This window comes from Roseomonas rosulenta (genome assembly GCF_016106005.1).
Classification (GTDB): domain Bacteria; phylum Pseudomonadota; class Alphaproteobacteria; order Acetobacterales; family Acetobacteraceae; genus Neoroseomonas; species Neoroseomonas rosulenta.
The window spans coordinates 1-19,970 of record NZ_JACADR010000064.1; the positions used below are offsets into that span (position 1 = coordinate 1).

19 protein-coding genes, 1 tRNA gene and 2 pseudogenes are annotated in these 19,970 nt (G+C 68.3%); 4 read left to right on the plus strand and 18 right to left on the minus strand.

Translation table 11 applies throughout. The features are described 5' to 3' along the window. Positions 1 to 129: 129 nt before the first annotated feature. A pseudogene (locus HW578_RS10455) lies at positions 130 to 686 on the minus strand (IS5 family transposase); the annotation flags it as partial. A gap of 64 nt (positions 687 to 750) precedes the next feature. Between HW578_RS10455 and HW578_RS10460 the strand changes: the two are divergent. Both HW578_RS10460 and HW578_RS10465 read left to right on the plus strand, forming a co-directional pair. Beyond that, entirely contained in the window at positions 751 to 1,233 is a 483-nt protein-coding gene (locus HW578_RS10460; protein WP_255529017.1) for a DUF3987 domain-containing protein, read from the plus strand. 137 nt (positions 1,234 to 1,370) lie between these two features. Continuing rightward, positions 1,371 to 1,766, plus strand: coding sequence for a hypothetical protein (locus HW578_RS10465; protein WP_198370504.1), 396 nt, complete (start codon positions 1,371 to 1,373; stop codon positions 1,764 to 1,766). A 246-nt stretch (positions 1,767 to 2,012) separates the two neighbouring features. On the opposite strand, the gene HW578_RS10470 is transcribed toward HW578_RS10465, so the two are convergent. The 12 genes from HW578_RS10470 to HW578_RS10525 form a co-directional block, all read right to left on the minus strand. Continuing rightward, complete coding sequence (locus tag HW578_RS10470; RefSeq protein ID WP_198370505.1) at positions 2,013 to 2,321, minus strand: hypothetical protein; 309 nt, start codon at positions 2,319 to 2,321, stop codon at positions 2,013 to 2,015. Between the two features lie 852 nt (positions 2,322 to 3,173). Continuing rightward, positions 3,174 to 3,249: transfer RNA gene (locus tag HW578_RS10475), tRNA-Lys, on the minus strand. Positions 3,250 to 3,336: 87 nt separating this feature from the next. After that, on the minus strand, positions 3,337 to 4,482 hold the full coding sequence (rodA, locus tag HW578_RS10480; protein WP_198370506.1) for a rod shape-determining protein RodA: 1,146 nt from the start codon (positions 4,480 to 4,482) through the stop codon (positions 3,337 to 3,339). Further along, positions 4,479 to 6,380, minus strand: coding sequence for a penicillin-binding protein 2 (gene mrdA / locus HW578_RS10485; protein ID WP_198370507.1), 1,902 nt, complete (start codon positions 6,378 to 6,380; stop codon positions 4,479 to 4,481). The genes rodA and mrdA overlap by 4 nt, the downstream gene beginning before the upstream one ends. Continuing rightward, the gene (locus HW578_RS10490) at positions 6,377 to 6,934 is read right to left on the minus strand and encodes a rod shape-determining protein MreD (protein ID WP_198370508.1); all 558 of its coding nucleotides are present in this window, start codon (positions 6,932 to 6,934) and stop codon (positions 6,377 to 6,379) included. The genes mrdA and HW578_RS10490 overlap by 4 nt, the downstream gene beginning before the upstream one ends. Before the next feature lie 11 nt (positions 6,935 to 6,945). Continuing rightward, positions 6,946 to 7,812: a rod shape-determining protein MreC gene (mreC, locus tag HW578_RS10495; protein WP_198370509.1), complete on the minus strand. Its 867-nt coding sequence runs from the start codon at positions 7,810 to 7,812 to the stop codon at positions 6,946 to 6,948. A gap of 64 nt (positions 7,813 to 7,876) precedes the next feature. After that, the gene (locus HW578_RS10500) at positions 7,877 to 8,920 is read right to left on the minus strand and encodes a rod shape-determining protein (protein WP_198370510.1); all 1,044 of its coding nucleotides are present in this window, start codon (positions 8,918 to 8,920) and stop codon (positions 7,877 to 7,879) included. Positions 8,921 to 9,063: 143 nt separating this feature from the next. Next, a complete protein-coding gene (locus tag HW578_RS10505; RefSeq protein ID WP_198370511.1) occupies positions 9,064 to 9,306 on the minus strand; it encodes a hypothetical protein in 243 nt (80 codons plus the stop codon). 11 nt (positions 9,307 to 9,317) lie between these two features. Beyond that, positions 9,318 to 10,898, minus strand: a complete 1,581-nt coding sequence (locus HW578_RS10510) for a 2-isopropylmalate synthase (protein ID WP_198370512.1) — start codon at positions 10,896 to 10,898, stop codon at positions 9,318 to 9,320. A 255-nt stretch (positions 10,899 to 11,153) separates the two neighbouring features. Continuing rightward, positions 11,154 to 11,477 (minus strand): cupin domain-containing protein, encoded by a 324-nt coding sequence (locus HW578_RS10515; RefSeq protein WP_198370513.1) that lies wholly within the window; start codon positions 11,475 to 11,477, stop codon positions 11,154 to 11,156. Positions 11,478 to 11,539: 62 nt separating this feature from the next. Beyond that, positions 11,540 to 12,481 (minus strand): allantoinase PuuE, encoded by a 942-nt coding sequence (puuE, locus tag HW578_RS10520; RefSeq protein WP_198370514.1) that lies wholly within the window; start codon positions 12,479 to 12,481, stop codon positions 11,540 to 11,542. 81 nt (positions 12,482 to 12,562) lie between these two features. Then, the gene (locus HW578_RS10525) at positions 12,563 to 13,897 is read right to left on the minus strand and encodes a tetratricopeptide repeat protein (RefSeq protein WP_198370515.1); all 1,335 of its coding nucleotides are present in this window, start codon (positions 13,895 to 13,897) and stop codon (positions 12,563 to 12,565) included. A 198-nt stretch (positions 13,898 to 14,095) separates the two neighbouring features. Between HW578_RS10525 and HW578_RS10530 the strand changes: the two genes are divergently transcribed. Next, on the plus strand, positions 14,096 to 14,719 hold the full coding sequence (locus tag HW578_RS10530; RefSeq protein ID WP_198370516.1) for a TetR/AcrR family transcriptional regulator: 624 nt from the start codon (positions 14,096 to 14,098) through the stop codon (positions 14,717 to 14,719). A gap of 58 nt (positions 14,720 to 14,777) precedes the next feature. On the opposite strand, the gene ilvC is transcribed toward HW578_RS10530, so the two are convergent. From ilvC to miaA, 5 genes are all read right to left on the minus strand, one after another. Beyond that, positions 14,778 to 15,794: a ketol-acid reductoisomerase gene (gene ilvC, locus HW578_RS10535; protein WP_198370517.1), complete on the minus strand. Its 1,017-nt coding sequence runs from the start codon at positions 15,792 to 15,794 to the stop codon at positions 14,778 to 14,780. Between the two features lie 14 nt (positions 15,795 to 15,808). Next, positions 15,809 to 16,363, minus strand: a complete 555-nt coding sequence (locus HW578_RS10540; RefSeq protein WP_198370518.1) for a hypothetical protein — start codon at positions 16,361 to 16,363, stop codon at positions 15,809 to 15,811. 2 nt (positions 16,364 to 16,365) lie between these two features. Further along, a complete protein-coding gene (gene ilvN / locus HW578_RS10545) occupies positions 16,366 to 16,887 on the minus strand; it encodes an acetolactate synthase small subunit (protein WP_198370519.1) in 522 nt (173 codons plus the stop codon). A 10-nt stretch (positions 16,888 to 16,897) separates the two neighbouring features. Beyond that, on the minus strand, positions 16,898 to 18,697 hold the full coding sequence (locus HW578_RS10550; protein WP_198370520.1) for an acetolactate synthase 3 large subunit: 1,800 nt from the start codon (positions 18,695 to 18,697) through the stop codon (positions 16,898 to 16,900). A gap of 102 nt (positions 18,698 to 18,799) precedes the next feature. Next, positions 18,800 to 19,765, minus strand: coding sequence for a tRNA (adenosine(37)-N6)-dimethylallyltransferase MiaA (miaA, locus tag HW578_RS10555; RefSeq protein WP_198370521.1), 966 nt, complete (start codon positions 19,763 to 19,765; stop codon positions 18,800 to 18,802). Positions 19,766 to 19,788: 23 nt separating this feature from the next. On the opposite strand from miaA, the pseudogene HW578_RS10560 reads away from it, so the two are divergent. Beyond that, positions 19,789 to 19,970: pseudogene (locus HW578_RS10560) on the plus strand (phosphoserine phosphatase SerB); the annotation flags it as partial.

Below are 19,970 nucleotides of genomic sequence, written 5' to 3' on the forward strand. Positions count from 1 at the left end.
AGAAGCGCCTCCGCCAAGCTCGCCTGTCCGATCCGACGCTGACCCATCTCCGCCTCACAACTGCCATCACCAGGCTCAGCGAATCAGCCCATCTGTCGCTCAGCAAGGCGTTTCGCAGGGATCTCCCGTGATCCCACGCTCAGTCAGCGCCGCTCGGAACGGGTTGCTGTCGTAGCCGCGGTCGGCGATCAGTTCGTGCGCAGGCGGCAGCATGGGTGCGAGGATGCCGGCACCCCTCTGGTCGTTCATCTGCCCCTCGGAGACCATCATGACGACGGGTCGGCCCTGGCCGTCGCAGACGGCGTCGAGTTTCGAATTCAGTCCGCCCTTGGTGCGCCCGAGCATGCGGGGAAGCGCCCCCTTTTGAGTAGGCTGGCCGCGGTGCGGTGGGCCTTGAGGTGCGTGCTGTCGATGATCAACCGATCAGGCTCGCCCGCCTCACCGGCCAAGGCCGCGAAGATGCGGTCGAACACGCCCATGCGGCTCCATCGGACGAAGCGGTTGTAGAGCGTCTTGTGCGGGCCGTAGCCAGGCGGCGCGTCGCGCCAGCGAAGACCGCCCTTAATGACGAAGACGATGCCGCTGATGACGCGGCGATCATCAACGCGCGGGACACCGTGCGAGAGCGGAAAGTGCGGGCGGATACGCCGCATCTGCGACGCGGTGAGGAGGAAGGGGACGGACATGGCAGCACCTCCGTCCACTTCAGAATCACGCTGGCCCGCGTCGCAGCAAGAGAATTAATGGGTCCTGACCCTAGAGCCGCCCGTCATGGCGCTGACGGCCGAGGCGCGGGCGCTATGGGTTCAATTCCATGACCACGCCGAGCGCCGCATCGCGCCCGGCGCAGACCTCGCACCGATCCGCGCATGGGGGGCGAAGGCCGCCGAGCACGCGGGACGCCTGGCCGCCGTGCTGGCGCTCTATGCGGCCCCCGATGCCATGGAGGTATCGGCCGAGCACATGGCGTGCGGGATCGCGCTGGCCGAGCACTACGCGGTGGAAATGCTGCGCCTTGCCGGGGCCGGCGCGGTCAACCCGGACCTGAGGCTTGCGGATCGGCTGCTACGCTGGTGGCAGGAACGCCCGGATGGGCGCCTGCACCTGGCGACGATCTACCAGCGCGGGTTGAACGCTATCGGCGATGCCGAGACGGCGCGGCGCATCGTGAAAATCCTCGCCGAGCATGGGCATGTGCGGCGCCTGCCGGACGGGTGGGAACTCGCCCCGTGAGCGCGTCGGCGTTTGACCCATGGGCCGCGCTGGCGAAACTCCGAGAGCAAGCCAGCGCGGCACCTAATCCGCCTAATCCGGCTAAACCGACCGAGGGAAGCGCCGCCCGATTAGATGGATTAGATGGGTTAGGTGGGGTGCCCACCGTTGATGGCTGGTGCGCCGATATCGCGCTGAGCATCCGCGCGGCCATCGGCGATGGCGCCGAGCGCGAGGCCGATCCTGACGGGTTCCTGGTGCTGGTGCGGCCTGACGGGGCGCGCCTGGTGGTCACGCCCGGCACGGTGGCGGAATTGGACGCGGCGGGGTTGCTGCCGCCCCTGCCGCCCGCCCTGAGTCGATCCACGCACGCGGCCAGCGCGCGCCCGGCGTGCTGGTCTGATCCTGACGACACGCCCGTTGAAGGCGACCGGTGCCGATGCGGCGGGCGGCGGTGGTGGACCTACGCGCCGAAGCCGGACGGCTGGTGTTGCGCGACCTGCCACCCGCCCGTGCATCTGCGGGCCGACGCACTGCTGATCGTTCGGACTTAGACGACGGGAAAAACTCGCGTGCGGTAACCAAACGCGCGCGCGCGGTAATCAAAACGACGACTTTGACAGTCAGGCTTGATCAATGAGGATCGAAAATCTCCGCATGAGCCCCCAAGCCGGCCGCGCCCCCAACCGCCGCAAAGATGGAAGCCGCCCCCCCGTGGTCGTGACCTGCCCGCCCTTGGGGGCCCGCGCTGAATGTTAGTGGATCGGCGCCTCCCCCGCCGTTCCCACGCGGGGGCTCACTCAGTCTTCCGAGATTTCCACCATGGGAATGCGCGCCGGGTCACCGCACCGCTCAAGCCAGATCCGCTCAACCGCTACGCTGAAGGCGGCAGCTACGTCTTCAAACGTCGATCGGCATGGCGCATGGCGGCGTAAAGCCGCGGCGCCGATAACGTCAGAGAGTTGCCGGGAGACGACATCAAGCAGGTGTAGCGGCCGGTCGGTCCGCGACAGCTCATCACGGATGGCCATCTCGGCAGCCTCGGCGATCGACACAGGGAGAAGATCGCATACGTCGGATTGCCATTCTCCGTGGCGGCGCGAGAGCATGCGGTTTCCCCAAGATTGTGATCAGCCTGCCGATGGAGTGAGCCACGGCGGATCGTGAAAGGCAAGCGAATTTCATGTCAAATGTTGATGAACGTCGCTATTTTAAGACAATTTTTGCAACCATTCCGCGTGCATCCCGCTAGGCTCGTCAGGCCACTGTGAATTTCGCGTTAGCGACCGTCCGCACTTACGATTCAGTCAAAAATCTAAACAATCCTCGCGTATAGAGCCCTTCGGACCCGCGAACCTGCAGTTTAACTCGGCGTAGTGAGAGTGCCGAAATGAACGCAGCGCTGTTGGGTTTCGGACCAAATCTGAGGGAAAAAGGTGACGTGCTATGGAGCAATTCACGCGGAGCAGTCTCGTAATTGAGGCGTATGCCTCAGCTCGAGATGCTGACGACGGCCTGCCGGCGTACATGCAACGGCTCGCATCCTCCATCGAGCAGGCGCTCGCTGCCGCCCACGAAGAAGGTAAGGAGGAAGCCGTCCGCGTGCTTCACGCTCTACTAGGGATCCTACAGGCAGCGCCCCGGCATTAAGGCCGCTTCCGCTCGCCTCCGCTCGCCGCAGCGCCTCTCGCCTGTTGTTTCGGCGAGCATCTTCACCCGATCAGGTGATACCACCTGATCGGGATCTGCTCTAAGCGTCGTCCGGTATCGGCGCGTTGACCTGCCATCGGCAAAACAAGCCGATAATCCGCCCCGCGCGCGGCTCGCACTTCGGAATCGACCATAGCGCGCCGCGAGGGACCCGCCGAAAACGCGCGCGCGCGGTAGACTCAGCATGCGCCCGCCGGGTTCGCATGGGGTCCGCGGAGATTTTCGGGGCTGTGGATAACTGGGCTAAGTGTTGGTGGGCGCCGTAGGATTCGAACCTACGACCCGCTGATTAAGAGTCAGCTGCTCTACCAACTGAGCTAGGCGCCCGTCGGGCCAACCGTGCGGCCGGCTCCGAGGGGCCGCTGTTTAACCCCCCCGCCGGTTTTGTCCAGCCCCCTTGCAGGAACCGGCCCATCATTCCCGCATGGGGCCCATCTCGACATCCCGGTGGACATAGGCTGAGAGCAGCAAGCCGAAGCCCAGCATCACCGTCAGCATCGCCGAACCGCCATGGCTGATCAGCGGCAGCGGCACGCCACCTACAGGGATCGACCCCGTGACCATGGCCACGTTCACGAACACGTACAGGAAGTAGTTCGTGCCCAGGCCGATGGCGAGCAGCCGGCCGAACTGGTGGCGGCTGCGGAAGGCCACCAGGTAGCAGAAGGCGACCACGAGCATGAGCATGCCCAGCGTGGTGAGCGCGCCGACCAGCCCGAATTCCTCGGCGATCATGGTGAAGATGAAGTCGGTCTGCTTCTCCGGCAGGAAATTCAGGTGGCCCTGCGTGCCCTGTAGGAACCCCTTGCCCCACAGGCCACCGGATCCCAGCGCGATCTTGGACTGGATGATGTTGTAGCCGGCGCCCAGCGGGTCGCTTTCGGGGTCGAGGAAGGTGGTGATCCGCGCCCGCTGGTAGTCATGCAGCCGGTCATAGGCGATCGGCGCAGCGATCGCCGCCGCGCCGATGCCGATCGCGAACTTCCACCAGCGCATTCCCGCCGCCCAGAACACCGCCGCCCCCACCATGCAGGTGATCAGCGCGGTCCCGAGGTTAGGCTGCTTCAGGATCAGCCCGACAGGCACCAACACCGCGATCGCCGGCGGGATGAGGAACAGCGGATTGCCGATGCGTTCCCAGGATGCACGGTGGAACCACGCAGCCAGCGCCAGGACCAGCATGATCTTCATCAGTTCCGAGGGCTGCAGCTGGACCGGCCCGATGTCGATCCAACGCTGCGCCCCCTTGCCGATGTTGCCGTGCAGCAGCACCAGCACGAGCAGCGCGACGCCACCGAGATAGCCCACCCAGGCGAAGCGGGCGATCAGCCTGATGTCCACGAGCGCGATGCCAAGCATCAGCACCAGGCCGAAGCCGAACCGGATGGCGTGCTTCTGCGCATAGGCATCGGGGTTGCCGCTGCCGGCCGACAGCAGCGCGACGTAGCCGACCGCCGCCACGCCACACAGCAACAGCACGAAGGTCCAGGGGATCTGCCAAAGCTTCTCGAGAATGCCCGCGCCGCGGTCTCGCGTGAGCAGGCGACGTTCGAAGATCATCGCGCGGCCTCCGCCACGCGCTGGCCCGGGCGCGGCGGGCCGAGGCGCTGGAAGGCCTCGACCAGGATGTCGCGCGCCAGAGGCGCGGCCGCGCCCGAACCGCTCGACCCGTGTTCGACGATCACGGACAGGGCGAAGAGTGGGTTGTCATGCGGCGCATAGGCCACGAACAGGGCATGCGGGCGCCATTCGCGCGGCACCTGGGCGACATTGAACCCGCGCTCACGCTGCTCGCGTGACACGCGGCGGACCTGGGTCGTGCCGGTCTTGCCGGCCATCTGGCCGTATTGAGAGGGCAGGCGGGATGCCCCGGCCGTACCGCCGCCGTTGACCACGGCCCACATCGCCTCACGGATCAGGCGCAAATCGGCATCCGGAATACCGAGGCTGGGCCAATCCTCGGGGCGGCTGCCGCGCACCGGACGGCCGCCGATCGCGCGCGTCAGGTGCGGCTGGACCGCGCGACCGGTCGCCAGCCGCGCCGTCATCACCGCCAGAGACAGCGGCGTGAGCTGGTAGAAGCCCTGCCCGATGCCATGGACGATGGTGTCGCCGATCGACCACGGCTTGCCCTGCGCCTGGCGCCAGGCGCGCGTGGGCATCAGGCCTCGGCGCGTGCCCGGCAGTTCGATCTCGAGGTCGACACCCATGCCGAACCGGTTCGCCATCGCGGCGATGCGGTCCATGCCGACGCGCCGCGCCATCTCATAGAAGTACACGTCGCAGGACGCCATGATGGCCGTGCGCATGTTCATGCCGCCATGGCCGTTGCGGTTGTGGCAGTGGAAGCGGTTGTTGCCGAAATCGAGGTGCCCCGGGCAGGAAACGATGTCGCCCGGCCGTGCCACGCGCGCCTCCAGCGCCGCCAGTGCCACGATCATCTTGAAGGTCGACCCCGGCGCATAGAGCCCGTTCGTCGCCTTGTTGATCAGCGGCGTCGTGCGCGCCGCCGTCCATTGCCGCCACTGTGCGGCCGACACGCCGGAGTTGAAGATGTTCGGGTCGAAGGACGGCTTGGTGGCCATGGCCAGCACCTCGCCATTGCGCGCATCCAGCAGCACGGCGGTGGTGCCTTCGTCGATCTTGGCGCGGATCGCCTTCTGCAGCTCGGTGTCCACGCTGATCTGGACGTCCTGGCCCGGGATGCCCTCCCGGCGGTCGAGTTCGCGAATCACGCGGCCGACCGCGTTCACCTCGACCTGCACGGCGCCGGCACGCCCGCGCAGGATGCGGTCGTGATGGCGCTCCACCCCGGCACGGCCCACGCGGATGCCGGGCAACTGCATCAACGGGTCGTCGCCGGCATCGGCCTCGGCCGGGGCGGCCACGTAGCCCACGACATGGGCCAGGTGCTCGGTCTCGGGATAGATGCGCGTGGTGCCCATGTCGACCGAGATGCCGGGCAGGTCCGGCGCGTTCACCTCGAGCCGCGCCATCTCCTCCCAGGTCAGGAACTCGCGCAGGATGACCGGGACGAAGCGGCGGTTACGGCGAACCTCGCGTTCGATCCGCGTCTTCTCGTGGTCGCCGATCGGGACGATCTTGGAGAATGTCTCGAGCGTGGCGTTGAGGTCGGCGGTCTGCTCCGCAACCAGCAGCGCGCGCCAGTTCAGACGATTGCCGGCCACGACCTTCCCGTTGCGGTCGAGCACCCGGCCACGCGGCGGCGCAAAGAGACGGGCGCTGACGCGGTTCTCCTCCGCGAGCGTGGCGTAGCGCGCTCCTTCCTCCACCTGCAGGCGGTACAGCCGCGATCCCAGGAAACCGAACGCGCCGAGCTGGATGGCGCCCAGCACCGCGGCCCGGCGGGTGAAGATGCCGCGGCGGCGCTCCTCCTCCTTGCGGATGCTGCGCTCGCCGCCGAGCAGGCCGGGGCCGCCCCAGGGCCGCCAGGTCATGGCGCGGTCTCCGCCTGGCGCATCGCCTCGTGCAGGCGGGCCAGCACCAGGGCGATGGCGGGGTAGAGCCCGGCCGAGAGCAGCGCGGCGTGCAGCGCCGGCGCGAAGGGCGGCAAGCGCAGCGCGAGCAGCGCCTGCAGCCCCCAGAAGAGCGCCGCGGCGCCCAGCGCAGCGCCGCAGAACGCCATCCAGACGGCAAGGAAGGATTGCCGCGCCAGGAAGCGCCGGAAGCGTATCGCCACGCCATGCACGCCCAGCAGCACCAGCACGCCCGCACCGAGCGGCGCCAGCGTCAGCAGATCCAGCAGCAGGCCGAGCCCGAAGATAACGGGCGGCGACATCGCCGCCGGCCGGAACACCGACCAGAAGAACACGCAGGGCAGCGCCGCCGCGAAGACCGGCGAAGGCAGGCTGACGGGCGCTGCCGCCAGCACCATCAGGAATCCGGTGGAAAACCCCGGAAAGGCAAGCCGCGCGAAGGCGTCGATCCGGCGCAGCAGGCCTGGCGCCGGTGCTGGTCGTCCTTGTGGCGGGCGGAACTGGGGCGCGGCCATGGCTGCGGCGATCAGCGCCGACCGGGGCGCGGTTCGGGGCGCGCCACGGCTTCGGGCGGCAGGATCCCGCGCAGCCCGTAGTCGAACAGCCTGACAGCATCTAGCCGGTCGAGCCGCGCGAACAATTCGACCTCCGGCGCGCCCTGGGGCGAGACACGCACCACGCCCACCGGCAGCCCCGCGGGGAAGGCGCCGGCCTCGGCGCTGGTCACGATGCGTTCGCCCTCGACCGGCATAACGCCCTCCGGCCAATGGGACAGGCGCGGCCGGGCGCCGTTGCTGCCGGCCATGATGGCCCGCGCACGGCTCGATTCGAGAGTCACCGGGATGCGGCTGTTCATATCGGTTGCCAGCAGGACGCGGGCGGAGCGGCTGCCGACCTCGGTGACGCGCCCGACGAAGCCACGCTCGTCCAGCGCCACCTGGCCCTTGCGGATGGCATGCTGCGGGCCGGTCGCGAGCAGCACGGCGCGCGCATAGGTGCCGCCGCCATCGGCGACGACGCGCGCAGTGACGAAGGCGGGCGCCGCCTCCGGCAGGAAGTTCAGTTGCCGGCGCAGCAATTCGTTCTCGGATTCGAGGGCAAGGGCGGCGGCCTGCCAGCGGCGCAGCCGCTCATTCTCCTCGCGCAGGACAGCATTCTCCTCGCGCAGCTGCGCGAGGGACTGGACTTCCTCGACCAGGTTGCGGACTGCGCCCATCGGTTCGGCCAGCGCCGCGTAGATCGGCGAGAGCGCATCCGCGAGGTGGCTGCGCAGCCTCTCCGCCAGCAGAGCGTCGGCCTTGCCAAGCAGCATGACGCCGAAGGCGGCCGCGATCATCAGCGGCAGCGAAAGCCGTGCCAGTGCCTGCCGGAGCGGAATGCTCAGCCGGATCACGCGCGCTCGATCCCCCTGCCTGCCCTGCCCCTGCCCTGCGGCTTCCGCCGACCAGGGGATGCCATCAATACATCGAAGTCAGCACGTGGCGAAGCCGCTTGATGTCCTCGAGAGCCCGCCCGGTACCCAGGGCGACGCAGGACAGGGCATCCTCTGCCACCACGACAGGCAATCCGGTCGCATCCCGCAATACCTGGTCGAGACGGTTCAGCAACGCGCCGCCGCCAGTCAGCACGATGCCCTTGTCGACGATGTCGGCCGCCAGTTCCGGCGGCGTGTTCTCGAGCGCCACCTTCACCGCCTCGACGATCTGGGAGACAGGCTCATAGAGGGACTCGGCAACCTGGCGCTGGCTGACCACAACCTCCCGCGGCACGCCGTTCATCAGGTCGCGGCCCTTCACCTCGGCGAGCGGGCCTTCCTCGCCATCCTCGGGCGGGGCGGCGGCACCGATCTCGAGCTTGATGCGCTCGGCCGTCGATTCGCCGATCAGCAGGTTAAACTGGCGCCGGATGTAGGAGATGATCGCCTCGTCCAGCTTGTCCCCGCCGACGCGGACCGATCGCGCATAGACGATGCCGCCGAGGCTAATCACCGCCACCTCGGTCGTGCCGCCGCCGATATCGACGACCATGGATCCCGAGGGCTCGGTCACCGGCAAGCCGGCACCGATCGCGGCGGCCATCGGTTCCTCGATCAGCAATACGCGGCGCGCGCCGGCCGATTCTGCGCTCTCCTGGATGGCGCGCCGTTCGACCGCAGTGGAGCCCGACGGCACGCAGACGATGATCATCGGCGAAGCGAAGGACCGCCGATTGTGCACCTTGCGGATGAAGTGCTTGATCATCTCCTCCGCCACCTCGAAATCAGCGATCACGCCGTCGCGCAGCGGCCGGATGGCGGCGATGTTGCCGGGCGTGCGGCCGAGCATGAGCTTGGCCTCCTCGCCGACGGCGAGCACCTGCTTGCGGCCACGCAGGTCGGAGATGGCGACCACGCTCGGCTCGTTGAGCACGATGCCCCGGCCTTTCACGTACACGAGCGTGTTCGCGGTGCCGAGGTCGATGGCCATGTCGGCGGACAGGAAGCCGAACAGGCGAGAGAACATGCGAACCAGACCTTCCGACGGGGCCGCGCAGCAGGCAATGGGGGCCGGGGCCGCCGCTGCGACTGATGGGGCTTGAGAGGACGGGGGGCTTTACCCCCCCCGGGGCCGCGGCTCAAGACGGATTCCCGCCGAGCGGGAGCGCATCAGGGAAAGGGTGGCACCGGCTTGACTTCGCCCGGGCGCAGGCCGCCCAGGTGCCGCAGGATCATTGCATGGTCGGGATGGCTGGGCGGGTAGGTGAGGCGCCCATGCCCCACCGTGCCGCCCTGCCGCGCCACCAGATCCAGCACGATGGTCCCGTCCGGTTCCATCCGGGCCGTGCCGATCGGCAGCGGCGGCGACTGTGCCCGCGCGGCGCCGACCGTGGCTAGGACGGTCAGCGCCACGCGGCGGCGCATCAGGCGCGCAGCACCACCGGCGGCTCGGTGCGCTCGCGCTTCACCAGCAGCTTGTTCAGTGCATGCACATAGGCGCGGGCGGAGGCGACGATGGTGTCGGTATCCGCCCCCTGCCCGTCCACCATCTTGCCGGCCTCCTCGAGCCGCACGGTCACCCGGGCCTGGGCATCGGTGCCGCCGGTGACCGACTGCACGGCATAGAGCTTGAGGTTCACCTCGTGCGGGAAGGCCTGGCGCAGCGCGTTGAAGGTGGCGTCCACAGCGCCGTCGCCGGTGGCAATGCCATCGGCGCGCACGCCATCGACCTCGAGCGCAATGGTCGCCATCGGCTTGGTGCCCATGCCGGTCGAGACGTTCAGCCCGGTCAGGCGGATGCGGTCGTTGGTGCGGCCGACCTCGTCATCGACCAGCGCCGCGATGTCCTCGTCGTAGACGACCTTCTTGCGGTCCGCGAGGTCCTTGAAGCGCTTGAAGGCGTCGTTCAGCTGGTTGTCGCCGACCTCGTAGCCCAGGGTCTTGAGCCGGTCGCGGAAGGCGGCGCGGCCGGAATGCTTGCCGAGCACGATGGAGTTGGTGGTCCAGCCCACGCTCTCGGGCGTCATGATCTCGTAGGTCGAGGCATCCTTCAGCACGCCGTCCTGGTGGATGCCCGATTCATGCGCGAAGGCGTTGCGGCCCACGATCGCCTTGTTGGGCTGCACGTCGAAGCCGGTGATGGTGGCCAGTAGCTTCGAGGTGCGCAGGATGCGCTGGGACGTGATGCCGGTGGTCGCATGCAGCGCGTCGTGGCGCGTGCGCAGCGCCATCGCCACTTCCTCGAGGCTCGCATTGCCGGCGCGCTCGCCGATGCCGTTGATGGTGCACTCGACCTGCCGGGCGCCGGCCTGGATCGCCGCCAGCGTGTTCGCCACCGCGAGGCCCAGGTCGTTGTGGTTATGGGTGGAGAATATGACCTTCTCGGCACCAGGCACCTTGTTCATCAGGGTCGAGAAGATCAGCCCCATGTCGGCCGGCAGCGAATAGCCGACGGTGTCGGGGATGTTGATCGTGGTCGCGCCCGCCTTGATCGCCGCCTCGACACAACGGCACAGGAAGTCGAGGTCGGAACGCGACCCGTCCTCGGCCGACCACTCCACGTCGGCGGCGTGGTTGCGGGCGAGCGTCACGCTCTCGGTGATGCGCGCAAGTACCTCCTCGCGCGTCATGCGCAGCTTGACCTTCATGTGCAGGTCGGAGGTCGCGAGCACGATGTGGATGCGCGGACGCGCGGCGGGCTTCGTTGCCTCGGCGGAGGCCATGATGTCGGCGGTGTTGGCGCGCGACAGGCTGGCCACCACCGGACCGTCCTTGGCGAAGCGCTTCGCGATCGACTGCACGGAATCGAAGTCGCCGGGGCTGGCGATGGCGAAGCCGGCTTCCAGGACGTCGGCGCCCAGCTCGTGCAGCGCCTCGGCCATGCGCAGCTTCTCCTCGAGGTTCATCGAGAAGCCCGGCGACTGCTCGCCGTCGCGCAGCGTGGTGTCGAAGATGATGATGCGGTCGTCGGCCAGGGTGCCGAAGGAGGGATGGGTGATGGCCATGTCAGGCGGTTCCTGTGTGGCGATGATGTGGATGTGCGCGTTCGGACCCAGGTTCCCCTGAGCGATGTCCGGCCGAGTTCAGCCGGGCGTCACGCCCAGGGGCGATTAAGTCGAAGAAGAAGCAGGCCGAGCGGCGCGCGCGTGCGGGCCGGGGCGGTAAGCCCTAGGGTCAGGCCGGCCGGGATGCCGCGCATGGTCATCGCGAGGGCAGACTACGGGCGGCGCCGGCGGCTCGCAAGCGCCGATGTTGCCGCTCTACGCCTGCGCGGGCAGGCTCCGGGCTTCGCGGACCGACGAAGGCCATGCTGCGCCGGCGCAGCACGCGCCCAGAGGCATGAAGTTGGAAGCTCCCACGCCCTGCAGAATGGCGAAACGGCAGCGCCCGCGATCCTTGCCGGTGACGCGATGCGCGCGCTTCAGCGGCACGGCATGCATCTGCCCTGGCGCGAGGTCCACCACCGCGGTCGGCGCGTGGGTCTCGATTACCATGCGCCCGCCCATGCCCCAGAACGTGTCCGTGACCTCGCTGTGGCAATGCCAGGGCGCTTCCTGCCCGGCGGTCAGACGGAGGATCTCCACGCGCAGCCCCCGTCGCCTCTGCAATCAGTTCGCGCTTCTCGAGCGGTAGGACTTGGCCCCGCTTACGACTGCGGCGGATGGGCGGCCCACCAGTGCCGGGCGATGTCGGCACGGCGGCATACCCAGACGTCCTTCTCCCGCGCCACGCGTGCGAGGAAGCGCTGCAGCGCCGCCGCCCGCCCCGGCCGGCCGACCAGGCGGCAGTGCAGCCCGACCGACATCATCTTCGGACTGCCCGCGCGGCCTTCCGCCAGCAGCACCTCGAAGGCATCGGTCAGGCGCCGTTCCCATCCGGCCGGGTCGCCGAAGCCGGGCGGCACCGCGTACTTCATGTCGTTGTTGTCGAGCGTGTAGGGAATGACGAGATGCGGCTTCCCCGCGGCCGTGACGTAGTGCGGCAGATCGTCGTCGTATGAGTCGCTGTCGTACAGGAAGCCGCCATGCTCGGCGACGAGCCGGCGCGTGTTCGGGCTGATGCGGCCGGTATACCAGCCGACCGGCCGCGTACCGCAGAGGCGTTCGATGGTCTCGACGCAGCGGGCGATCTCCGCGCGTTCGGTCGCCTCGTCCATGCCTTGGTAGTCGATCCAGCGCCAGGCATGGGAGGCGACCTCATGCCCCGCCGCGGCGAAGGCCCGCGCGGCCTCGGGGTTCAGTTCGAGAGCACGGCCGACGCCATAGACCGTGAGCGGGAAGCCATGCGCGGCAAAGGCGCGCAGCACGCGCCACACGCCGGCGCGCGCGCCGTAGTCGAACTGGGATTCGACGGTGCGGTTGCGCTCGCCGAGCACGGGCGAGCCGCCCGGGACTTCGTGCAGATAGAGCTCGCTCCCGGCGTCGCCGTTCAGCACGGTGTTCTCGCCGCCCTCCTCGTAGTTCAGCACGAAGGAGAGGGCGAGCTTCGCGCCGTTCGGCCAGCGCGGATCGGGTGGCGTGGGGCCGTAGCCCAGGAAGTCACGCGGGTAGTCGGTCTCGGCGGCGAGGAGATGAGGCGTATCGGGCATCGTCGGCCTTCGCTTCGGGCGGGGGCGCGAAGCATGCCAGGGCGGCGGCTGGGCGCAATGGCCGGCCGCCGCCCTGCCCGGTCAGGCCGCCACCGGCTGCTTGACGGTCCGCGCGCGGGCGGCCCAGCCCTGCGCCACCGGGCTGCCCTCCTTCAGCGCCAGGCGCTCTGCCACCATCGCCTCGGCCATCGGCGCATCGCCTGCCCGGATCGCCGCCTCGCACAGCGTCCAGGACAGGACATCGCGCTGCGCATGGCTGCCGCCGAAGCGGTTGGCGATGCCGCGGACGGGCAGGATATGCGCCACGGCCCCGGCATGGTCGCCCTGGCCGAAGGCCGCCAGGCCGCGGACGAGCGGCAGGCCGACATCGCGCGACATCATCGCGTTCGTCCCCTGCCCCAGGGCCGCGCGCTCGAGCGTCGCGACCACCTCGCGCTGCGCGGCGTCGTCGCCGGTGGCGACGAAGGCCATCATCGCGTGCACGTCGTTGAAGGCGTAGATGCCGTGCGCGATGCGCGCGGACCAGGCAGGCGCCACGCGCGACCAGCGGTCGCCCACGTCATGCCCGAGCACCCAGAGCCGCCAGAGCAGCGCCGAGCCGTCGATCGCCTCCAGCGCCTGGCCGAAGCCGCCGGCCGAGACGCGCTCGTCGAACAGCCGCAGCGCCCCGGCGATGTCGCCGCGATCGATGCAGAACAGCGCGAGGTGCCACCAATTGTGGTAGGCGAACATGCTGTCGGGCGACCAGCCAGACGAGGTCTCGTTCATGAAGACCACACCTTCCGCGGCGCGGCCCTGCATCTCCAGCACATGGGCGACCGCATGCGCTGCCCAGCCATCCTGCGGGTTGCGCGCCACGGCCTCGCGCCCTGCCGCCTCGGCCGCGGCGTAGTCGCCGCATTCCTCGAGCCCGAAGGCGTGCATGCCAACCAGGAACCCATGCCCCGGCATGTCCCGGTGCCACCGCGGCATGACCCGCGCGACGCGGTCGCGCAGCATCTGGCTCTGGCCGAGGAAGAAGTCGCCGAGCTGGGCGAACTGGACCGCAAGCAGGTCCGTCGGATGATCGATCGCGATCCGGCCCCAGGCCTCGGTCGCGGCCTGGAGGTCGCCATCCGCCCAGTGACGGGCGGCGGCGACATAGGCGCGCTCCCGCGCATTGGCGCGTGGCGCAAGGCGCTGCGCCGCGGCCAGGCTCGATCGAAGCTCCTCGTCGAAGGCCCTGTCGGTCGTGGTCGCGAGGATGCAGGCGCGGATCGCATGACCCATGACACAATCGGGTTCCTCGGCAAGGAGGGCGTCGATGTCGGCGATCGGATCAGCCAGGTAGGCGTGGAACTTGGCGATCGCGCCGTCCAGCCGACGTGCGGCGGCGTCGGTGCAGGAAAGCGGGTTGCCCCGGATGTCGGTGGTCATGGCGATGGTCCCTTCTGTCGGTTGTGACGACGAAGCTGTCGCGCCGATCGACCCCGGTCTCTACCCGTCCCGTGGTGCGGTCCGCCGGACTTTCGAAAGTATCGGAAATTCAGAGACTTGAGATGGCTTCGGTGCGAACCGAAGCCTTCGCCGGTGATTCGGCGCACACCGCGACTGCACCTGGGGTACAGTCGTGGCATGAGCGCAACCACCCTGAAGCGGGAAAGCGCCCGCGAACGCCTGCTGGACCTGGCCGAGGCCGCGGTCCTGCAGAAGGGCTTCGGCGCGACCTCGATCGAGGAGCTGATCGCCGGCGCGGGCATCTCGAAAAGCGGGTTCTTCTATCACTTCCCGGACAAGGGCGAACTCGCGAAGGCGCTGCTGCTGCGCTACATCGAGCGTGACCGGCTCATCCTCGATGACATCTTCGCGCGCGCGGACGATCTCAACGACGATCCGCTTCACGGCTTTCTGGTGGCGCTGAAGCTGTTCGCGGACATGATGGCCGCGATGACCGAGGTCCATCCGGGCTGCATGGTCGCCTCGGTCTGCTACCAGGAGCAATTGTTCGACCGGGAGGTGCATGAGCTGGCCCGCGATGCGGCGCTGGCCTGGCGCGTGCGCTTCCGCGCACGGCTCGATGCCATCGTCACACAGTATCCGCCACGGGTACCGGTGGACCTCGAGGACCTCGCGGACATGCTCTCGGTGATGATGGACGGCGGGATCACCATCTCCCGCATCATGCGCGATCCGCAGCTGCTGGCGCGACAGGTGATGCTGTACAGGGCCTTCGTGCGCGGCGTGTTTCTCGGCGCATAGAAGAAGGGCGCCGAGGTGTCCCCCGGCGCCCTGGTGCCTTTGCGCGCGGCGGCGCGGCTCAGTTCTTCGCCTTGTCCACCAGCTGGTTCTTGCTGATCCAGGGCATCATGGCGCGCAGCTTGGCACCCACTTCCTCGATCGGGTGCTCGGCCAGGCGGCGGCGCGTCGCCTTGAACGACGCCTGGTTCACCTTGTTCTCGAGCATCCAGTCGCGCGCGAAGCGGCCGGACTGGATGTCATCGAGCACGCGCTTCATCTCGGCCTTGGTCTCGGCGGTGATGATGCGCGGGCCAGTGACGTACTCGCCGTACTCGGCGGTGTTGCTGATGCTGTAGTTCATGTTGGCGATGCCGCCCTCGTAGATGAGGTCGACGATCAGCTTCACCTCGTGCAGGCACTCGAAATAGGCCATCTCGGGGGCGTAGCCGGCTTCCACCAGCGTCTCGAAGCCGGCCTTGATGAGCTCGACCAGTCCACCGCACAGGACGGTCTGCTCGCCGAACAGGTCGGTCTCGCACTCCTCCTTGAAGGTGGTCTCGATCACGCCGGACCGGCCGCCGCCAATGGCGGAGGCGTAGGACAGCGCGATCTCGAGCGCATTGCCCGACGGGTTCTGGTGGACGGCCACCAGGCAGGGCACGCCGCCGCCTTTCTGGTATTCGCCGCGCACCGTGTGGCCGGGGCCTTTCGGCGCGATCATGAACACGTCGATGTCAGGGCGGGGGTCGAGCAGGTTGAAGTGCACGTTGAGGCCATGCGCGAAGGCGATGGCAGCACCGGGCTTCATGTTGGCATGCAGGTGGTCGCGGTACAGGTCGCCCTGCAGCTCGTCGGGGGTCAGCACCATCACCACATCGGCCCACTTCGCGGCCTCGGCGGGGGTCATCACCTGGAAGCCGGCGGCCTCCGCCTTCTTCCAGGACCCGCCGGGACGCAGGCCGATGACCACGTCCTTCACGCCGGAATCGCGCATGTTCATCGCATGCGCATGGCCCTGGCTGCCGAAGCCAATGACCGCGACCTTCTTGGCCTTGATCAGGTTCACATCCGCATCGCGGTCGTAGTAGACGCGCATAACTGTTCCTTTCGTTAGCTCGAACGGAGTTTCAGGTAGAGGTGAGCGCCGACGTAGAGGAGGAGTGCGATGGCAGCAATGCCGATTGCGCCTCTTGCGAGCGACCTCGAGACCGATAGCAACAGAAACGGAAAGCCCTCCTTCCGAAGCGCCTTAACGCCGCCAAAAATGTTGGCACGCCGAACCGGCTCTGGATGTGTTGTGCCGTCTCGGACGATCGTTCGCGGATTGAGCGGAAGATCGCTCAATACGTCGGCTTCCATCAGTTGCATGAGCAAACGGCGAATTTTGGCCGTCTGGGAGAGCAGTTCCTCAACGCGAAGCGCGAGGAAGCCGCCAACAACCTGGAGGAACAACGCTATGATAAGGGCCACGAGGCTCATTGAGAGCATCGCAACAACCCAAGCGCTCGACATGTTTACGACCAGCGCTGCAGACGTACCGAGCACCGTCACAGCCAAAGCAAATGCCGCCAGACTCAGCGTCTCAACGTGCCGGTATTCGCCTGCTTGGTCTTGCAGCGCCTTTACCAACACATCGATCTGCAGCTTGCCGGCCTCGTCGGCCATTGTTAGCGCTCAAGGCCACGTGGCCCGCGCGCGATCGCCACGGCCCCGGTCCGCGACACCTCCGCCAGCCCGATCGGGCGCATCAGCGCGCAGAAGGCGTCGATCTTGTCGGCGTTGCCGGTCATCTCGAAGACGAAGCTCTCGGTGGTGGCGTCGACGACGCGGGCGCGGAAGGCATCCGCCAGGCGCAGCGCCTCCACGCGGTCATCGCCCTTGCCCACCACCTTGATCAGCGCCAGCTCACGCGTCAAATGCGGGCCTTCCATCGTGAGGTCCGACACCTTGTGCACCGGCACCAGGCGGTCGAGCTGCGCCTTGATCTGCTCGATCACCATCTCGGTGCCCGACGTCACCACGGTGATGCGGCTGATCCGCCCCGTGTCGTCCACCGGGGCGACGGTCAGGCTGTCGATGTTGTAGCCGCGGCCGCTGAACAGTCCGATCACACGGGCCAGCACGCCGGCCTCGTTCTCCACCAGCACGGCGATGGTCGCCGCGCGCTGCGCGTTTCCTGCTTCCGACATGTTCCGCGCCTCAGACCAGGACCTTGCCTTCGTCGGTGACGCCGGCGACGCCACCCTCCTGCTCGGGCCCGAGGATCATCTCGTTGTGCGCCGCGCCCGAGGGGATCATCGGGAAGCAGTTCTCGTCCTTGGCCACGGCGATGTCGGCGATCACCGGCCCGGGATAGGCGATCATCTCGCGGATGCCGGCATCGAGGTCGGCGGCGTCGGTCACGCGGATCCCCTTGGCATGGAAGGATTCCGCCAGCTTCACGAAGTCGGGCAGCGCGGCCGAATAGCTCTCGGAATACCGCCCGCCATGCAGCAGTTCCTGCCACTGGCGGACCATGCCCATGTACTCGTTGTTCAGGATGAAGACCTTCACCGGCAGGCGGTACTGCGCGAGCGTGCCCATCTCCTGGATGTTCATCAGGATCGACGCCTCGCCGGCGATGTCGATCACCAGCGCGTCGGGGTGCGCGATCTGCACGCCCATCGCCGCCGGGAGCCCGTAACCCATGGTGCCGAGCCCACCGCTCGTCATCCAGCGGTTGGGCTTGGCGAAGCCGAAATACTGCGCCGCCCACATCTGGTGCTGGCCGACCTCGGTGGTGATGAAGGTCTCCTGCTTCAGCTCCTGCGTGATCTCGTACAGGCGCTTCACCGCATGCTGCGGCTTGATGATCTTGCCTTCCTGGCGGTAGCGCAGGCAGTCCTTCGCGCGCCATTCGTCGATCTGCCGCCACCAGGCGGTGAGCACCTGCTTGTCCTGCGGGGCTTCCTCGGTCTTCCAGCATTCGATCAGCGCAGCCAGCACGCGACCGGCATCGCCCACGATCGGCACCTCGACCGGCACGTTCTTGTTGATGGAGGACGGGTCGATATCGACGTGGATCTTCTTCGAGGTCGGCGCGAAGGCGTTGAGCCGCCCGGTCACGCGGTCATCGAAGCGCGCGCCGATGTTCAGCATGACGTCGCAGCCATGCATGGCGAGGTTCGCCTCGTAGGTCCCGTGCATCCCGAGCATGCCGAGGAACTGCGCGTCGCCGGCCGGATAGGCACCAAGCCCCATCAGCGTGTTCGTGCAGGGAAAGCCCGTCATGCGGACGAATTCGACCAACAGGCGCGAAGCCTCGGGGCCGGAGTTGATCACCCCGCCGCCCGCATAGACGATCGGGCGCTTCGCCGCCTTCAGCAGGCGCACCGCCTTGCGGATCTGCTCGCCATCCGGCTCCGTCTGCGGGCGGTAGGACCGGTGGGCTGCGGTGGGCGGCTCGGTGTAGGGCGCCTTGTTGATCAGGATGTCCTTGGGCAGGTCGATCACGACCGGGCCCGGACGACCCGACTTCGCGACGTAGAAGGCCTCGTGCATCACGCGCGCCAGGTCGGCGGACTTCTTGACCAGATAGTTGTGCTTGGTGGCGGGGCGCGTGATGCCGGTGGTGTCGGCCTCCTGGAAGGCGTCGTTGCCGATCAGGTGCGTCGGCACCTGCCCCGTGAGGCAGACGACGGGGATGGAGTCCATCAGCGCATCGACCAGGCCGGTCACCGCATTGGTCGCGCCGGGGCCGGACGTCACCAGCACGCAGCCCACCTTGCCGGTGGAGCGCGCATAGCCCTCGGCCGCATGCACCGCGGCCTGCTCGTGCCGCACCAGGATGTGGCGGATGGCGTTCTGCTGGAACAGCGCGTCGTAGATCGGCAATACCGCACCACCGGGATAGCCGAAGATGACCTCGACGCCGTTGTCCTTCAGCGCGCGCAGGACGACCTCGGCGCCCGACATCGTCAGGGCGGCTTCGGTGCTGGCGGACTGGGTGGCGGCGGACATCGGTCGGTCATTCCCTGTGCAAGAACAGCGCGGCAAAAACGGCGCAGCCCGCGGGGCATACCGCGGGCGCGGCGCCTCCCTTAGACCCGTCGCTGCGGCGCGTCAACGCGCCCGATCAACAAAAGCGAAAATTTCTGTCATCATTCTTTCCGATAATTGCGCAACGCCTGCAATCCGCGCATGGATCGTATGCGTCCGCGACGGATCGGCGAGAGCATGGTGCCGAAACCAGGTCGCCTGCCGCTTGGTGTACTGACCTGTGTTCAGGATGGCGCGGCGCGAGGCCTCCTCCGCCGTCATGCGCTGCGCCAGCATCGCCGCCAGTTCCGGCACGCCGTGCGCGCGCATCGCCGGCAGCGCGGGGTCGAGACCCTGGGCGACGAGGGCGCGCACCTCCTCGACGGCACCCGCCGCCAGCATCGCCGTCCAACGTGCGCCGATCGCCGCGCGCAGCGTCTCGCGCGGCGGATCAAGCAGGATGGCGGCGAAGCGCCAGGGGGCCGGCCCGGTCCCACCGCCCGCCTGCCAGGCCGCCAGACCACGCCCGGTGCCGCGCCAGACCTCATAGGCGCGGGCAATGCGCTGGCTGTCGCTTGGGCGCAGCCGCAGGGCGGTGTCGGCGTCCACCGCCGCCAGGCGCGCATGCAGCGCCGCCGCGCCGTCCTGCGCCAGCAGCCGTCGTGCTTCCGCCCGCGCCTCCGCCGGCACGGGCGGAATGTCCGACAGCCCCTGGGTCAGCGCGGCGAAGTACATCCCCGTCCCGCCGCACAGGATGGGCAGCCGGCCTGCCGCGCGCGCCTGCGCCATCTCCGCCAGCGCCGCGCCGCGCCACCAGGCGACACTCGCGGCCTCAGCCGCCGCGCGGACGCCATAGAGGCGATGCGGCACGCGCGCTTCCTCATCCGGCGTCGGACGCGCCGTCAGCACGCGCAGCTCGCGATACACCTGCATGCTGTCGGCATTGATGACGACACCTCCGAAACGCTCGGCGATCGCCAGCGCCAGCGCTGACTTGCCGCTCGCGGTCGGGCCGGCCAGCAGCAGGGCGGGCGGTTGATCCGCGCTCATGCCGCGGGCATACCGCGGCCCGCATGGACCATGTTCTGACGCTGATCGCCCCGCCCGGCGGGCTTGCCGCCACCACGCTGCACGCAGCGCGCGACGCGCTGGCCGCGCTCGGTGCTGCCACCGGCACGCCGGACTGGCTGGCGCCGGCGGAAGCCGCCGATCTGCCCTTTGCCGGCCTCGCGCCCGACCAGGCCGACGCCGCCGC

What these genes read in the sequence shown, in the direction of transcription:
- HW578_RS10470 (WP_198370505.1), bottom strand. Translation starts at nt 2,321, where the DNA reads ATGCTCTCGCGCCGCCACGGAGAATGGCAATCCGACGTATGCGATCTT.
- rodA (WP_198370506.1), bottom strand. Translation starts at nt 4,482, where the DNA reads ATGATCTTCGAACGTCGCCTGCTCACGCGAGACCGCGGCGCGGGCATT.
- mrdA (WP_198370507.1), bottom strand. Translation starts at nt 6,380, where the DNA reads ATGACCTGGCGGCCCTGGGGCGGCCCCGGCCTGCTCGGCGGCGAGCGC.
- HW578_RS10490 (WP_198370508.1), bottom strand. Translation starts at nt 6,934, where the DNA reads ATGGCCGCGCCCCAGTTCCGCCCGCCACAAGGACGACCAGCACCGGCG.
- HW578_RS10500 (WP_198370510.1), bottom strand. Translation starts at nt 8,920, where the DNA reads ATGTTCTCTCGCCTGTTCGGCTTCCTGTCCGCCGACATGGCCATCGAC.
- HW578_RS10510 (WP_198370512.1), bottom strand. Translation starts at nt 10,898, where the DNA reads ATGGCCATCACCCATCCCTCCTTCGGCACCCTGGCCGACGACCGCATC.
- puuE (WP_198370514.1), bottom strand. Translation starts at nt 12,481, where the DNA reads ATGCCCGATACGCCTCATCTCCTCGCCGCCGAGACCGACTACCCGCGT.
- HW578_RS10525 (WP_198370515.1), bottom strand. Translation starts at nt 13,897, where the DNA reads ATGACCACCGACATCCGGGGCAACCCGCTTTCCTGCACCGACGCCGCC.
- HW578_RS10530 (WP_198370516.1), top strand. Translation starts at nt 14,096, where the DNA reads ATGAGCGCAACCACCCTGAAGCGGGAAAGCGCCCGCGAACGCCTGCTG.
- ilvC (WP_198370517.1), bottom strand. Translation starts at nt 15,794, where the DNA reads ATGCGCGTCTACTACGACCGCGATGCGGATGTGAACCTGATCAAGGCC.
- HW578_RS10540 (WP_198370518.1), bottom strand. Translation starts at nt 16,363, where the DNA reads ATGGCCGACGAGGCCGGCAAGCTGCAGATCGATGTGTTGGTAAAGGCG.
- ilvN (WP_198370519.1), bottom strand. Translation starts at nt 16,887, where the DNA reads ATGTCGGAAGCAGGAAACGCGCAGCGCGCGGCGACCATCGCCGTGCTG.
- HW578_RS10550 (WP_198370520.1), bottom strand. Translation starts at nt 18,697, where the DNA reads ATGTCCGCCGCCACCCAGTCCGCCAGCACCGAAGCCGCCCTGACGATG.
- miaA (WP_198370521.1), bottom strand. Translation starts at nt 19,765, where the DNA reads ATGAGCGCGGATCAACCGCCCGCCCTGCTGCTGGCCGGCCCGACCGCG.